At 44.2% G+C, this 14,882-nt stretch carries 9 protein-coding genes; 5 read left to right on the top strand and 4 right to left on the bottom strand.

Going from position 1 to position 14,882, the window contains the following annotated elements:
• Positions 1-28: 28 nt before the first annotated feature.
• From AC3CKG_RS24250 to AC3CKG_RS24240, 3 genes are all read right to left on the bottom strand, one after another.
• Positions 29-2,449, bottom strand: coding sequence for an ATP-binding protein (locus AC3CKG_RS24250; RefSeq protein ID WP_488529542.1), 2,421 nt, complete (start codon positions 2,447-2,449; stop codon positions 29-31).
• Positions 2,442-3,536, bottom strand: coding sequence for a cytochrome-c peroxidase (locus AC3CKG_RS24245; RefSeq protein WP_488529541.1), 1,095 nt, complete (start codon positions 3,534-3,536; stop codon positions 2,442-2,444). The genes AC3CKG_RS24250 and AC3CKG_RS24245 overlap by 8 nt, the downstream gene beginning before the upstream one ends.
• A 307-nt stretch (positions 3,537-3,843) precedes the next feature.
• A complete protein-coding gene (locus AC3CKG_RS24240) occupies positions 3,844-5,406 on the bottom strand; it encodes an arylsulfatase (protein ID WP_099166670.1) in 1,563 nt (520 codons plus the stop codon).
• Between the two features lie 346 nt (positions 5,407-5,752).
• Between AC3CKG_RS24240 and AC3CKG_RS24235 the strand changes: the two genes are divergently transcribed.
• Both AC3CKG_RS24235 and AC3CKG_RS24230 read left to right on the top strand, forming a co-directional pair.
• Positions 5,753-7,300 (top strand): arylsulfatase, encoded by a 1,548-nt coding sequence (locus AC3CKG_RS24235; RefSeq protein ID WP_029222847.1) that lies wholly within the window; start codon positions 5,753-5,755, stop codon positions 7,298-7,300.
• 208 nt (positions 7,301-7,508) lie between these two features.
• Positions 7,509-9,926 carry a tetratricopeptide repeat protein gene (locus AC3CKG_RS24230; protein WP_488529540.1) on the top strand — a complete coding sequence of 806 codons (2,418 nt, stop codon included), beginning with the start codon at positions 7,509-7,511 and terminating at the stop codon, positions 9,924-9,926.
• On the opposite strand, the gene AC3CKG_RS24225 is transcribed toward AC3CKG_RS24230, so the two are convergent.
• Positions 9,916-10,773 carry a LysR family transcriptional regulator gene (locus tag AC3CKG_RS24225; RefSeq protein WP_488529539.1) on the bottom strand — a complete coding sequence of 286 codons (858 nt, stop codon included), beginning with the start codon at positions 10,771-10,773 and terminating at the stop codon, positions 9,916-9,918. The two genes, AC3CKG_RS24230 and AC3CKG_RS24225, sit on opposite strands and share 11 nt — an antisense overlap.
• A gap of 138 nt (positions 10,774-10,911) precedes the next feature.
• Between AC3CKG_RS24225 and AC3CKG_RS24220 the strand changes: the two genes are divergently transcribed.
• From AC3CKG_RS24220 to AC3CKG_RS24210, 3 genes are all read left to right on the top strand, one after another.
• Positions 10,912-12,429, top strand: coding sequence for an arylsulfatase (locus AC3CKG_RS24220; protein ID WP_488529538.1), 1,518 nt, complete (start codon positions 10,912-10,914; stop codon positions 12,427-12,429).
• A gap of 82 nt (positions 12,430-12,511) precedes the next feature.
• Positions 12,512-13,831, top strand: coding sequence for an anaerobic sulfatase maturase (locus AC3CKG_RS24215; protein WP_488529537.1), 1,320 nt, complete (start codon positions 12,512-12,514; stop codon positions 13,829-13,831).
• Positions 13,832-13,896: 65 nt separating this feature from the next.
• Complete coding sequence (locus AC3CKG_RS24210; RefSeq protein ID WP_065112916.1) at positions 13,897-14,880, top strand: AAA family ATPase; 984 nt, start codon at positions 13,897-13,899, stop codon at positions 14,878-14,880.
• Positions 14,881-14,882: the final 2 nt, after the last annotated feature.

Below are 14,882 nucleotides of genomic sequence, written 5' to 3'. Positions count from 1 at the left end.
ATGTCGCTAATCGTTATCGCTCCCCATATTATTTCGATGCCTCATTTCCCGTTGTATTAGCTTGCTGATTGAGTTTTTGTATTAAGCGTGTTGCTTGGTGGCTGTTAACCATCAATCGATTGATCAATTGCTGAAGTAATTCGGCCTCAGGCATTGTGTGATGCTCGGTTACCTGTTCTGCGGAAACTGCAAGCTCAAGTACCTCTGTCATCTCAAACCTTGATGCAATCGCTCTGACTGCGTTTAAGGTTCTGCAGAGATCATCCGGTCTGGCGCTAGAAAATAACTCTATCAATTCGTCAATTTCGTTCTCTAGCTCCTCGACGAGAGAGGTCAAGCAGTCGAGTTTCTCACCTGTTTCCATCTTACCGCTAGTCAGCAATAGACTGCGTGAAACCTCTTCTTCTGTGAGTGGTAACTTGTTCTTCGGCAGACGTGTCAATATGGTGATATTGCTTTCATCTTTGTTTGGACGGTTGTGTACATTAGCCGAGTTATGTCGGTTAACCTCAAATTGGTGATGAAACTCATTAATGGCGTTTTGTAAGCTGTTTTTCTGCAATGGTTTGGTGAGTACGAAATCAGCCCCTGACAGAATAAATTCATCGTGCGCCTCTTTAAACACATCGGCTGTACACGCGAAAACCACGGTAGTTAGCTTGAGTTCGTTGCGGATTTTTTGAATCGCCTCAATACCGCTCATGTTCGGCATGTGATTGTCCATGATGATTAAGTCATATTGGTTTGAGGCTAGTTTGTCTAAAGCTTGTAAACCATCGTAGGCGTTCTCAACCGTTAAGTTGATAGATTCACAGAACTTCCTGATTACCATCGCGTTGATCTTGTTGTCTTCGACTAATAATACTGAGAAGTTATCGAGAGTCTGATGGGTTCGGATTGGTGTTTGAACGACGATTTTCTCTTCTAGTTCGTGCATTTCTAACGGCAAAGAGATAGCGAATTGAGTACCTGCATTCAGTTGGCTAGTGACTACAATACTTCCGCCCATCAGTTCGACTAATTGTTTCACAATCGACAGTCCTAACCCTGTTCCGCCAAATTTACGTGTCGTTGAAAGCTCGGCTTGTTCAAAGGCTGTGAATATATGGTCGATCTTGTCTTCTGCAATGCCAATACCAGTATCAGTCACCAAAATATTCACGCTTGGCGGGGTTGTCGGTGCAATCAAAAACTCCACTTCGACCTTGCCTGACTCAGTAAATTTGACTGCATTACCTGCCAAATTAAATAAAATCTGACGGGTACGTGCGGGGTCTCCCACCAACTGAATATTGGCAGGGATGCTGTCCTTGATGACAAAATCGAGGCCTTTGTCAGTGGCAAGTGGCGTCAATGTTTTATCAAGGTGTGTAACCACGTCTTTGACTGAGAATGGGCTGTATTCAAGCTCCATTTTTCCTTGTTCAACCTTAGAAAAGTCGAGAATGTCATTCAATATGGTAACGAGGTGTTGACCTGAATCGATGATGATTTGCGCTTGCTTGCGAGTGTCGGCGCTTTGTGAATCTTCTTTGATGATCTGCGCGATGCCTAACACGCCATTCATTGGCGTTCGTAATTCATGGCTCATGGTAGCAAGGAATAATGACTTGGCTTCGTTGGCTTTTTCCGCTTTGTCTGCGGCTTCTTGATAGGAGAGGTTGTTTCGCTTTAACTCAAAGACACGCAGGATAAAGAGGGTGAATGAGAAGGCAAAGGTGAGTAGCGCCAATGTGATGATGAGTTTAACGATGATGCTTTTAAGCTGGTCTTGAACATCGGTAAATTGATGTTCAATCTGCTCAAGGTATTCCATGCTATGGACCGAAAGCACTCGTGATAGCAGTTGGCTCTGTTGCTCATTAAGCTCAGTAAACGTTTTAGACAGATTAGCCAAATCTGAGTTTATGCCTTGATGTTGAATCTGTGTTCCTGCAAACAGCACGCTAGCGAGTAGCTCACTTTGAACATTTATGTTTGATGATGAGATCGCGTCAATATTGTGTGAGCCATTTCTTGATCCTGTTTCTGTGAGTTGTAGAGTTAGGGATTGCAGAATGAATTGACGGGCAACACTCAATCCGACGAGGTTGTCTAGCGTATCCACGTTCGCTATAGAAGCGGTGTGGAAACGCTCAAGTAATTCCGGGGTTTGTAAGCCTCGAAAGAACACTGAGTGGATATTAGTACCTTGATAGCTACCTTTGAGCAATTGTAGTTCTTTTTCTAGGGTGACTAAATTTGCCGTCATTTGATAAGGGTTCGAGATCCCCGCGAGAGCCGCATTGGTTATCTGATCGCGCATTTCTAGTACTTCATGTCCGAGTTCACGGACAGATTCCCCATATTTAGTGACTTTCTCATGCTCAAAATAGGTCAGCATGATAAAGCTGACTAAGCCCACAAATAGCGAGATAAACAGTAAAAAGATGAGTCTGATTTTATTCATTTTCAAACTCCACTAGCATTTGAGGGCGGTCACCGGTGAGGGTTTCTAGAAAGGTTTTGATGTCGCTAATGGTTTGGTCTTCAAATGTTTTTCCTAACTGGCTCTCTCCCATAATCTTAATCGCCTCTTCTAGCGTAGCGGTTTGTCCATCGTGAAAGTAGGGTGCTGTGATTGCGACGTTTCTCAGGCTAGCAACCCGGAATAAGTGCTTGTCTTGTGGTTGAGCGGTAAACATAAAGCGGCCTTGATCTTCACTTCGTTCGGAACCTGTCTTTGATAAGCCAAAATATCCAAATCGCATCACCATACCCCCGCCAATATTGGTGCCTTGATGACAACGGATACAGCCCTCACTTTGGAAGGTTTCCCACCCTCGTTGTGCGGCGTCGGAAAGGGCATTTATATCCCCCCTTAAATACTGGTCAAATGGCGCATCAGGGGTGGTTAACCCCTGCATGAATTCAATCAACGCTAACTTTATTGATGCAGTTTCAATAGGTAGTTGTGCCGCTTGGAACATATTGATGTAGTCGTCCGATTGGGATACGTAATTGGTAATGAGTTCCCAATTGGAATCCATTTCATCGACGTTGTGTACAGGGCCGTCGATTTGGTCAGCAAGGTTGTTTACCCGACCATCCCAAAAGAATCGATAGTTAAAGACAGTGTTAAAAACGGTGAGTGAATTTCGCATCCCCGCTCCATTAACGCCAATAGACACAGGAATTACTTCAGCCCCGTTAGTTTGTAAACTATGACAGCTTTCACAGCTGACACTGCGGTTGGACGACAAATTCGGGTCTTTAAATAGTGTCCAACCTATTTTAGCCAATTCATGATCTATTTCGGGCGAGTGAGGAATAGGGAATATTTTTTGGTCTGAAAATGCCGCCTGTTTGGTGTCTTGTGCATCTGAAGTGGAGATGTGGGCTGAAGAATGTGCGTCATCGTGGTCGCTTTCATGACGTTGATTCTCAATGGGTTCAAATGAAGCGTGCATATCTGAAGAGGAGGCGTCATAGACCAGTATGGCGATTAAAACGCAAAGGACAGTTATACTGATTCCTGCTAAATATGGCGTTCTCATAACGTAAGTTCCATCTCAATTCCGATCATTTACCGACTCAAAATCCGTCTGAGCCTACTCATATTACGTATTATTAATATAAACCTAGTGGCATAATGAAAATGTTGCAAGCCCAAGAAGTAGAGCTTCGTTTGGTAGGAAGGGTTTTAAAAGAGGAGCCTAATGCTCGGTACTTAGGGTTGTTAGGTAAGTTGATCGTTACAAGTACTTGGCCGCTCCAATTGCTTGAAGGACAAAAGGCAGAAAAGCCGTGGTAGCGGTTGAGCTATCACGGCTTTGTCTTACTTTTATCAGCGCTAGCTAATAATTATTTAGCTTGTGCAGCGGCTGCTTCTAGTTGCTTAAGTTTACCTTGAAGCATGTAAGCATTCTGGTTGAAGTTACCAGGGTTCAGTACTTGGCTGTTCTGCATTGGGTAGTCAGGTAGCGTGTTCATGAACTCTTGTACTTTGCCGCCTACTGGTACGAATAGCCACATATTGTCTGCCATCCAACGTAGGTACATGCCAGATTCATGTGGTGCTTTTTCGAATGGGTCAGCACGTAGGTGTACAACTTGAGGCCAGTTTGGTTGGAAACGCACGGCGTTTGTGATGTTACCGTCCATAACTGCGAATGAGATCTTGAAGTCATTCCAACGTACCGCATTTAACTCAGCGTTTGCAGAGAAGTAAAGCATGCTGTCACGAGGGCCTTTTTCTTCTTTACCTTCGAAGTAAGGTAGGAAGTTGTAACCATCTAGGTGCACACGCCAATTTTTGCCGTTGTAAGTCGCCCCTTTATCAGAAGCCAGTTTCTCAACCACTTTATCATCACCAGCGGCTGCTAGAAGAGTCGGGATCCAGTCTTGGTGGCTCATGATGTCGTTGATCTTAGTTCCCGGTTTGATAGTGCCAGGCCAGCGAACTAACTGAGGAACGCGCATACCGCCTTCGTAAGTTGTACCTTTCTCACCGTGGAAGTAAGTTGCACCACCATCAGGCCAAGATACTGTCTCTGCACCGTTATCGGTAGAGTAGATTACGATAGTGTTGTCTGCGATCTTAAGCTCATCAAGCTTATCTAGAAGGATACCGACTTGGTCATCGTGCTCTAGCATGCCGTCTGCGTAGATGCTGATACCAGATTTACCTTGATACTTCTCTTGTAGACGAGTCCACACGTGCATACGAGTCGTGTTGTGCCAGATGAAGAATGGTTTGTCAGCTTTCACTGCTTTTTCCATGAATGCTAAAGATTCTTCTAGGAACTCTTCATCCGCGTGCTCCATACGCTTACGCGTCATAGGGCCTGTATCTTCAATCTTACCGTCAGAAGTCGACTTGATTACACCACGAGGGCCAAAGTTCTTACGGAACTCTGGGTCTTTAGGGTAGTAGTATGTTTCCGGCTCTTCTTCCGCATTTAGGTGATAAAGGTTACCAAAGAACTGGTCGAAACCGTGGTTTGTTGGAAGATGCTTATCTTGGTCACCCATGTGGTTTTTACCGAACTGAGCTGTCATGTAGCCCTGTTCTTTAAGAAGGTCTGCGATAGTTGGAGCCCAATCAGGGATACCGTGGTCAGAGCCCGGCATACCGATAGTCAGTAGACCTGTACGGAAAGGTTCTTGACCGGTTAGGAATGCAGCACGGCCAGCAGTACACGATTGTTGACCGTAGTGGTCAGTAAATAGTGCGCCTTCGTTAGCAATACGGTCGATGTTAGGTGTTTCGTAACCCATCATACCGTTGTTGTATGCACTGATGTTGAATACACCAATGTCATCACCCCAGATAGCAAGAATGTTTGGTTTTTCTGCTGCTGTTGCCGCTGAAGAAGCTGCTAATAAGCCAACACCTAATGCTAGTTTATTAATTTTAGTACCCATAAGGACTCCGATTCACTTTTAAGATTAATGCGTTAGAGCAACACATCGATGAGCAAATGTTATTCCCAAAATTCCGTTCCGTCCTTTTATAGTGCTTATAACCAATCGTTATGATGTCTAGTTAACTTATTGATTCATATCAGTTCCAGTGTGTTGCCAGAATAACCCCTTAGTTTGTATGTGTGATCCTTATCATGTTTGATGCCGTAAACCTTATCGATGACTTCTGTTTCCATATCTCAATAAAAATGACAAAAAGATTAATAGCTTAGGTAATCTCGCGTATGCGCAAAAAATGAACTATACGTTGTAGGGCAGGATGCAAATAACTTACGAAGAGGTTTCTATGACAGCGAAGTATGGCGCTAAACGTCGATTAGCGATTTTGGGTACAGCAATGATGGCCGCGTCTAGCGCCACTTTTGCAGCAGAAAAGCCAAATATATTGGTCATTTGGGGGGACGATATTGGTCAATCCAATGTGAGTGCGTACACATTTGGCTTAATGGGCTACCGCACTCCAAATATTGATAGCATCGCCAAAGAAGGCATGATGTTTACCGATTATTACGCTGAGCAGTCTTGTACCGCAGGTCGCTCAACGTTCATCACGGGTCAAAGTGTTCTTAGAACGGGTTTGAGTAAAGTAGGCCTTCCAGGAGCAGACATTGGTTTGCAAGCGGAGGATGCAACGATTGCAGAAATGCTTAAACCTATGGGTTACATGACAGGTCAATTTGGTAAAAACCACCTTGGCGATAAAGATGAATTCCTTCCAACAGCACACGGGTTTGACGAATTTTTTGGCAACCTTTACCACCTGAATGCTGAAGAAGAACCGGAGAATGAAGATTACCCAACTGATCCAGAGTTTCGTAAGAAATTTGGCCCTCGCGGTGTCATCAAATCATTCGCCGATGGCAAGATTGAAGACACAGGCCCACTAACGCGTAAGCGTATGGAAACGGTCGATGAAGAAACACTAGACGCGGCACTTGATTTCATGGATCGCGCAGTGAAAGCGGACAAACCATTCTTCGTTTGGTGGAACGCAACAAGAATGCACTTTAGAACGCATGTGCAGCCAGATAGCAAAGGCGTAACCGGTATCAGTAACTACGCTGATGGTATGGTTGAGCACGATCGACACGTTGGACAACTATTGAAGCAAGTGGATGAGTTGGGAATCAAAGACAACACCATCGTTTTCTACTCAACGGACAACGGTCCACACATGAACTCTTGGCCTGATGCCGGTACAACGCCGTTCCGTGGTGAGAAAAACACCAACTGGGAAGGCGCATACCGTGTACCAGCAATGGTTCGTTGGCCAGGAAAGATTGAACCGGGCAGTGTTTCAAATGAAATCATGCACCACATGGACTGGATGCCAACCTTCGTTGCAGCCGCTGGTGATGATCAGATCAAAGAGAAACTACTGAAAGGCCATACTGCGGGTGATAAAACGTTTAAAGTGCACCTAGATGGTTACAACTTCCTTCCTTACCTAACCGGTGAAGAAGAGAAAGGCCGTCGTTCGGAGATCTTCTACTTTACCGATGACGGTGACCTTGCGGCACTTCGTTACAATCAATGGAAAGCGGTGTTCATGGAGCAGCGTGCAACGGGTACCATGCAAATCTGGGCAGAACCGTTTGTAACTTTACGTCTTCCTAAGCTGTTTAACCTCCGTATGGACCCATACGAAAACGCAGATATAACATCGAATACTTACTATGACTGGTTGTTAGACCATGCTTATATGTTTGTACCTGCACAAGCGTATGTTGGCAAGTTCTTAGAAACCTTTGCTGAATATCCACCACGTCAAAAAGCAGCGAGCTTTAGCTTGGATCAGGTTATGGAGAAACTTCAAGAGAACCATAATAAGTAAGCTTTGGTTTATTGAAACTGATAGTTTGATGAAACTGCTAACACGAAAGAGCTCTTCGGAGCTCTTTTTTTATGCGCATATCGATGAGTAAATACCAGTCGTGAATATGAGTCACAACAATCAAGCTCACTGCCACTAAATAATTGTAAATTCATTGTTTTTACGTCTACCTTATTAAGCATAAGGATGTATAAAAACAAGGAATGTTATGTCTGCATGGTTGTGCTCACTAGTGAACGGATTGAAACACCAGCGAGTTGCAGTATTATCCGCAATGTTGTCTTTACCTATGTTGTCGACACTCAGTGTCAATGTGTATGCTAATGAACAAGCTCCGACGACTACTGAAGCTTCGCTTATCGGTTCAGAAACTTCAGATGCCAACTCTTCCAAGGCTACTTATGTCGGTTCTGAAGCATGCGTTGACTGTCACAGCGAAGAAGTGGAAGCGTGGCAAGGCTCTCATCATGATATGGCGATGAAACACGCGACTGATGAGTCCGTTTTGGGCGACTTCAACGATCAAACCGTTACTCATAAAGGAAAGCCCAACCGTTTTTTTCGCAAGGGAGAAGAGTTTTGGGTCAACATCGAAGGGCCGGATGGCCAATTCAAAGATTACAAAATCAGCTATACCTTCGCCTTTGAACCTCTGCAACAGTACATGGTTGAGTTTGAAGACGGACGCGTACAGTTGATTCCTTTCGCTTGGGATTCTCGCACCGAGGACGATGGCGGCCAACGCTGGTTTCACCTTTACCCTGATACCACCAACACCGATGAGTTTTACTGGACCAACAGTGGCCAGAACTGGAACTTCATGTGTGCAGACTGCCATTCAACAAATCTAGAAAAGAACTACGACAGCGCAAGCAATACTTACAACACCACTTGGTCCGAGATTAATGTTGGTTGTGAGGCGTGTCATGGCCCTGCGAGTGAGCACGTTGAGCAAGCCCAGCTAGCAAAAGCTCAATTGACCAAAGATCAGTCAGCAAAAGCCAGCGGCGGGAAGGACGTTCAAATTTCGGCGCATTATGGTTTCGACCGTGATTTGTCGAAGTCGGTGAAAGAGTGGATTTACCAAGAGGGCAACTCAACCCTACAACCAAAAGACATCATCCACACCAATCAAGTTCAGACTTGTGCTCAGTGCCATAGCCGACGCACTCAATTGAATGAAACCGGTGATCACGTTAACGGTTCATTCTTTGATAAGTATCGTCTGAGCCTGATTACCCCTGAGCTTTACCACAACGATGGTCAAATCTACGATGAGGATTACGTTTACGGATCTTTCTTACAATCAGTGATGGCAGAGAAAGGTGTCACTTGTACTAACTGTCACGATCCCCATACTGCAGAGCTGAAAATTGCCGAAGAAGCCGTGTGTAGCCAGTGTCACATTGCTTCCGAATACACACCTGAAAAGCACACATTCCATGAAGCCAATACCGAAGCTTCACAATGTACCACTTGTCACATGCCAGAAACGACGTACATGGAAGTCGATCCGAGGCGTGACCATAGCTGGCATATTCCACGCCCTGATATTAGCCAACACATTAAAACACCGAACGTGTGCACTAGCTGTCATGAAGACCAAACTGATCAATGGGCCGATCAGCAAATTGGCAAGTGGTTCCCAGATTCTAAGTATCGTAACCAGCAACACTTTGCCGTTGCTTTTTACGCGGATTCAATAGGGCACAGAGGCGCAGAAGATGCATTGGCGTATTCAGCTCAGGATTCAAGCTTAAGCAATATCATTCGAGCTTCGAGTTTAGAACGCTTGGGTGGTAACACGGGCAAGAACACGCTCATCTCATTAGCAAGAGCGGTGAAACACGATGATGAAATGATCCGCTTGGGTGTGGTGCAAGGCTCGTCGGGCTTCCCATTCACTGATCGCTGGCAGATCCTAGAGCCACTATTAAAGGACCCTGTATTGTCGATTCGTTCCGAAACCGCAGGCGCGCTTGTGCGTTATTGGGGGGAGATGAACCCGCTGCAGAAAGATCAAATCAAGCCAGCGCTTGAAGAGTACATTGAGATACAACGATTTAATGCTGACAGAGGATTTGGCCGCACGAACTTAGGTAACGTATACCGAGATTTAGGTCAGCACGACAAAGCGATTGAGTTTTATCAAGGTGCTATCGAGATTGAGCCTTACTTCGAAAACAGCTACGCCAATTTGGCTGATTTGTATCGTGCACAGGGCGACGAGCCAAAGGCATTAGCGACATTGAAACAAGGCATTCAAGCGCAACCTAAATCGAGTGTGCTGCCATACAGTGCAGGGTTATCAATGTTGCGAGTTAAAGATTATAAACAGGCAACCAACTATCTAAAACAAGCTGCAGAAACCGCACAAACCGACCCGCAATATTGGTATGTGTACGGCTTGGCTTTAGAGAAGTCGGACGTACTTGCGGCAAGTAAGTCATTGCACAAGGCTTACCAATTCAGCCGCAATCCACAACACCTGTATGCACAGTGTGAAATCTTAGCGCGTAATTACCAACAACCCGGTGTGCCGAAAGCGTTCGAGCAATGTGTTTCATCATTGAGCAAAGTGGCACCGCCGGAGGCGATAGCGCAATTAAAATCTTCTATAAATTGATAGGTGTGGCGTGAGCAAATTCAAGTTGATTCTTGATTTGCTCTCGTAATTGCTGGTGGGCTGGATTTTTCTCATCTCGCTTATGGTAAACAAACTTATATGGGATGCGATCAACAGCAACAGGGCACTCAAGAATTTGCAACTTGAGTGCTTTACTCCACTTCATCGCAAACGAGCGAGCCACTACCCCCAAACAATCCCTTTGTGCTACATACATTGCCATTCCGGCAAGAGAAGAGGTAACCAGCTCTACATGCCGTTCTCGTAATGGCTCTTTTGCCAGTTGCTCGAAACCTGTGGTGTTATTCCATTTACCTGAAAAAATACAGTGACTCTCTTTGTAAAACTCATCTTTATTCAACGAACCTTGGATTCGAGGGTGCTCTTGACGACAAATAATCATGGCAGGCTCGTCGTATGCATCTTCGATAACAAAAGCTGAATCTTTAGTAATAATTGTGTCAATAATAAGGTCCATTTTTTGTTGGCGAATTTGTTCAAAAAGCACATATTTTTCTGGTGGCGATTCATGAAATGTCACGTTGCTTATGGGACTCAAGCTATGAAGCAAAGTCTCTGAACATCCGACTTGAAAGGAGGTACGTTCACTGATTGCGTTATCGATAATGCTTACAGCTTGACGAAATTGAGGCATTAACTGGTACGCAGTTGAAGTTGGTTGAATTCCGCGTCCTTGTTTAATGAATAGCTGTTTTCCTACTACTTGTTCTAACCGTTTTATCGAGGCGCTGACGGCGGGTTGCGTCAGTCCTAAATAATCGGCTGCTTTGGTGTAAGAGTGATATTCCGCCACGACTAAAAATGTCTGAATTAGATTTAGATCCATTCTTTAACCCATAAACTAAATTTATACTTCAACGTATTTTAACTCTATTTATCCGTTCTTGAGCAAGGTTTATCGTAATTGAGTCTTGGTATTTTGACCCAAACCGAACTTTAGCCCGACGTTTTTATGGAGCTTATAATGCAAAAAAACGATAAAAAAACTCACAAGAAACTTATTTTAAACGCTTGTACGCTCGCACTTGGTGCAGCTTCTGGCACGGCCTATTCTGCAGAACAGCCCAATATCCTCGTCATATTTGGTGATGATGTAGGGTATTGGAATTTAAGTACTTACAATGGTGGAATGTTGGCTTACAGCACTCCTAATATCGATAGCATCGCAAAAGACGGAGCCAAATTTACCAATTTTTATGCACAACAAAGCTCTACTGCTGGACGTTCTGCATTTATCACTGGTCAAATGCCGAAACGAACAGGCCTTACTAAAGTTGGGTTACCGGGAGCCAAAGAAGGGATTTCAGAGAAAGATCCTACTATTGCGACGTTATTGCGAGATCTAGGTTATGCGACAGGCCAGTTTGGCAAAAACCACCTAGGCGACCGAGACGCTCACTTGCCTACAAAACATGGTTTTGAAGAGTTCTTTGGAAACCTCTATCACTTAAATGCAGAGGAGGAGCCTGAGAATGATGATTATCCGCAAGACCCTGAATTCAAGAAAAAGTTTGGGCCTCGTGGAGTAATTCATTCTTATGCAGACGGCAAGGTAGAAGATACTGGGCCTTTGACTCGTAAGCGCATGGAAACCATAGACGATGAATTTTTAGAAGCAACAGAGCAGTTTATCGAGAAGCAAGTTAAATCTGATAAACCGTTCTTCACTTGGTTCAATACCACTCGTATGCACAACTTCACTCATGTTCCTGAAGAGTACAAAGGTAAAACTGGCGCGGGTTTTTATGCAGACGGAGTGAAGCAACACGATGACCAAATTGGCCATCTGTTAGATAAAATCAAAGAGCTTGGAGTCGACGATAATACGATTGTTGTTTACACCACCGATAACGGACCGATGATCAATCTATGGCCAGATGCTGGCATGACTCCATTCCGAAGTGAGAAAAATACTGGTTGGGAAGGCGGATTCCGTGTTCCTGCATTGATAAAGTGGCCAGAACAGATCGAAAAAGGCAGTACGTTTAATGGCATCGTTTCTCTAGAAGATTTTCTACCAACGTTAGTTGCTGCCGCGGGCAACAGCAATGTGAAAGAAGAGTTGCTTGAAGGTAAGAAAGTCGGAGATATAACCTACAACGTTCACCTTGATGGATATAACCAACTCCCTTATTTAACAGGAAAAACAGATCAGTCTGCACGTAACGAATTTGTCTATTGGAGCGACGATGGTGATTTACTCGCACTTCGTTATGGTAAGTACAAATACCACTTCGCTATTCAAGAAAATGAAACTGGATTAGATATTTGGAAAAAACCGTTCACTAAGCTTCGTGTTCCTCAATTTTACGATTTGAGTATTGACCCATTTGAACGTGGTGACACGGGAATGGGCTACGATCGTTGGATGTACGAACGTAGTTTCTTGATGATGCCTGCGGTAGAAAAAGTGAAACAGGTCATGGATACATTTGAAGATTACCCACCACGAATGGCTCCAGGCTCGTTCGTCCCTAAATAATTCATTTATTAACAGTGCCTTAATTCGTTCAAATAAGATTATTAGGGCGCTGCTTCTTTATCTGCTTTCGAGATAGTTCTCTATGAAAAAACAAACTCACATCCACACGACTCAAATGGATCTAACGCCATTAAAAACCGCATTTCCAAACGACGGCAATAACCATGTCGATAGACGTTTTCACGTTATGGCTAAACCGGGTGGAGCAAAATGCAACATCGATTGCCAATACTGCTTCTATTTGCACAAGGACGAATTGCTCAACCAAAGCAAACAGCCAAAGATGGATGATGCGACACTTGAGGCATTTATAAAGAGTTATATCGAAAGCCACGATGGTGAAGAAGTGGTGTTTTCATGGCAAGGTGGAGAACCAACGTTATTGGGCTTGGATTACTTTAAAAAGATCGTTGAACTTCAAAGAAAGCACGCGATAACGGGAATGAGGATCGAGAACGATTTACAAACCAATGGGTTATTGTTGAATAAAGATTGGTGTGAGTTTTTGGTCGAACATAGCTTTCTAGTTGGTCTTTCGATTGATGGCCCCGAATTTATTCATGATAAATACCGCAAGACACGAAGTGGAAAACCCACATTTAAACGTGTGATACAAGCAGTTAATTTGATGAAAGAATATAAGGTGCCTTTTAACGCGTTAGTCACAGTGAACCGTTTTAATTCGCAATATCCATTAGAAGTTTACCGGTTTCTCACACGAGAACTTGGCGTAACGTATATACAGTTTTCTCCGTGTGTTGAGCCTCGTTCTTTTGAGAAAATCGCGCCGCACTTTTGGAAAGAGAACATGCAACCTGGCGTTGGTTCAGAACTCGATAAACCAGGAAACCTAATGTCGGTTGTTACCGATTGGTCGGTTGATGCATCAGAATGGGGGAAATTCCTTGTCGTAGTTTTCAATGAATGGGTAAATAACGATTTTGGCCGAGTGTTAGTTAACTTGTTTGAAACCGCAGTGGCGCAAGTCATGGGAATGCCCGCGCAACTATGTGTTACGGCTGAATTCTGCGGAAAAGGTTTAGCAATTGAACATAATGGCGATGTGTTTAGTTGTGACCATTATGTGTATCCCGAATATCGACTTGCCAATATCAATGAGCGCCCGCTAAATGAGATAGCTATTTCGACTCGTCAATACAGTTTTGGTATGGCTAAAAAGTCGTCACTCCCTCAATACTGTTTAAATTGTGAATATTTGAAGTACTGTTGGGGAGAATGTCCAAAAAATCGGTTACTTACAGCGCCAAATGGCGAAGCTGGTCTAAACTATTTATGTCCGGGGATAAAAATGTTCTTCGAACATGCATTGCCAATCTTAGTCGGTATATCGACGCTACTAAAGTCTTCTAACTCAAGTGAATATAGCGAATATAACTTTTAGTTATTACCTTCGACTTTATACTTAAACTTTAATGCTCAGGCTTCTGAAAATTGTATAGGTAGACTATGAACCATGCGCAACAAGCAATAAACCAACTGATTGAAGAGACAGAGAAAAGTGTTATCGGTCAGAGTCACGTCGTTCGTGCTCTCGTTATAGGGTTATTGACCAATGGCCATGTGCTTCTAGAAGGGCTTCCCGGTACAGCAAAAACTCGCTCGGTGAAGTCATTGGCGAATTTACTGAACACCAGTTTTGGTCGAATTCAGTTTACGCCTGACCTGCTGCCATCTGATGTGACAGGTACAGAGGTGTATCAAGAGCTTGATGGCAAGCCTCAGCTGCATTTCCAACCGGGTCCTATATTCAATAGCATCGTTCTGGCCGATGAAGTAAACCGTGCGCCCGCAAAGGTACAAGCGGCACTGCTTGAAGCGATGGCGGAAGGGACGATAACTGTGGGTGGCCAAACTCACATCCTTCCAGATTTGTTCATGGTATTAGCGACTCAAAACCCGGTTGAACAAGAAGGTACGTATCCACTGCCTGAGGCGCAAATGGACCGTTTCATTATGAAAGTGACGGTTGACTACCCAGAAGACGAAGCTGAGCGCGACATCATTCGATTGGTGCGTAGCGAAGAGCTGGGCAGCGAGACGAGTTCAGAATTAGTCACACCACAGCATATTGAACCTGAATTGGTACTTGAAGCTCGTCGCCAACTTCCAGATATTGCGGTTTCTGATTTAGTTGAAAACTACATTGTGGCTTTGGTTATGGCGACTCGTAAGCCAGAGCGTTACCCAGAATCAAACTTGTCTAAATGGATTGAGATTGGTTCCAGCCCACGAGCGTCAATCTCATTGGATAAATGCGCTCGCGCTTATGCTTGGTTACAAGGGCGTGACCACGTCACGTTAGATGATGTGCGTGCAATGCTACCAACCGTATTAGGACATCGATTCTCGTTGTCTTATGACGCATTGGCCGATGGTGTTGACCATCAAAGAGTGGTTGAAGAACTGCTTGATAATGTTGAGATTGGATAACT

It is taken from the genome of Vibrio sp. QJM3NY_15 (assembly GCF_057785995.1).
This window is presented reverse-complemented; position numbering and strand designations above follow the sequence as displayed.

Bases quoted from the DNA above. Each gene is read 5' to 3' on its own strand.
- AC3CKG_RS24220 (WP_488529538.1), top strand. From the start codon at position 10,912: ATGCAAAAAAACGATAAAAAAACTCACAAGAAACTTATTTTAAACGCT.
- AC3CKG_RS24235 (WP_029222847.1), top strand. From the start codon at position 5,753: ATGACAGCGAAGTATGGCGCTAAACGTCGATTAGCGATTTTGGGTACA.
- AC3CKG_RS24250 (WP_488529542.1), bottom strand. From the start codon at position 2,449: ATGAATAAAATCAGACTCATCTTTTTACTGTTTATCTCGCTATTTGTG.
- AC3CKG_RS24245 (WP_488529541.1), bottom strand. From the start codon at position 3,536: ATGAGAACGCCATATTTAGCAGGAATCAGTATAACTGTCCTTTGCGTT.
- AC3CKG_RS24230 (WP_488529540.1), top strand. From the start codon at position 7,509: ATGTCTGCATGGTTGTGCTCACTAGTGAACGGATTGAAACACCAGCGA.
- AC3CKG_RS24215 (WP_488529537.1), top strand. From the start codon at position 12,512: ATGAAAAAACAAACTCACATCCACACGACTCAAATGGATCTAACGCCA.
- AC3CKG_RS24210 (WP_065112916.1), top strand. From the start codon at position 13,897: ATGAACCATGCGCAACAAGCAATAAACCAACTGATTGAAGAGACAGAG.
- AC3CKG_RS24225 (WP_488529539.1), bottom strand. From the start codon at position 10,773: ATGGATCTAAATCTAATTCAGACATTTTTAGTCGTGGCGGAATATCAC.
- AC3CKG_RS24240 (WP_099166670.1), bottom strand. From the start codon at position 5,406: ATGGGTACTAAAATTAATAAACTAGCATTAGGTGTTGGCTTATTAGCA.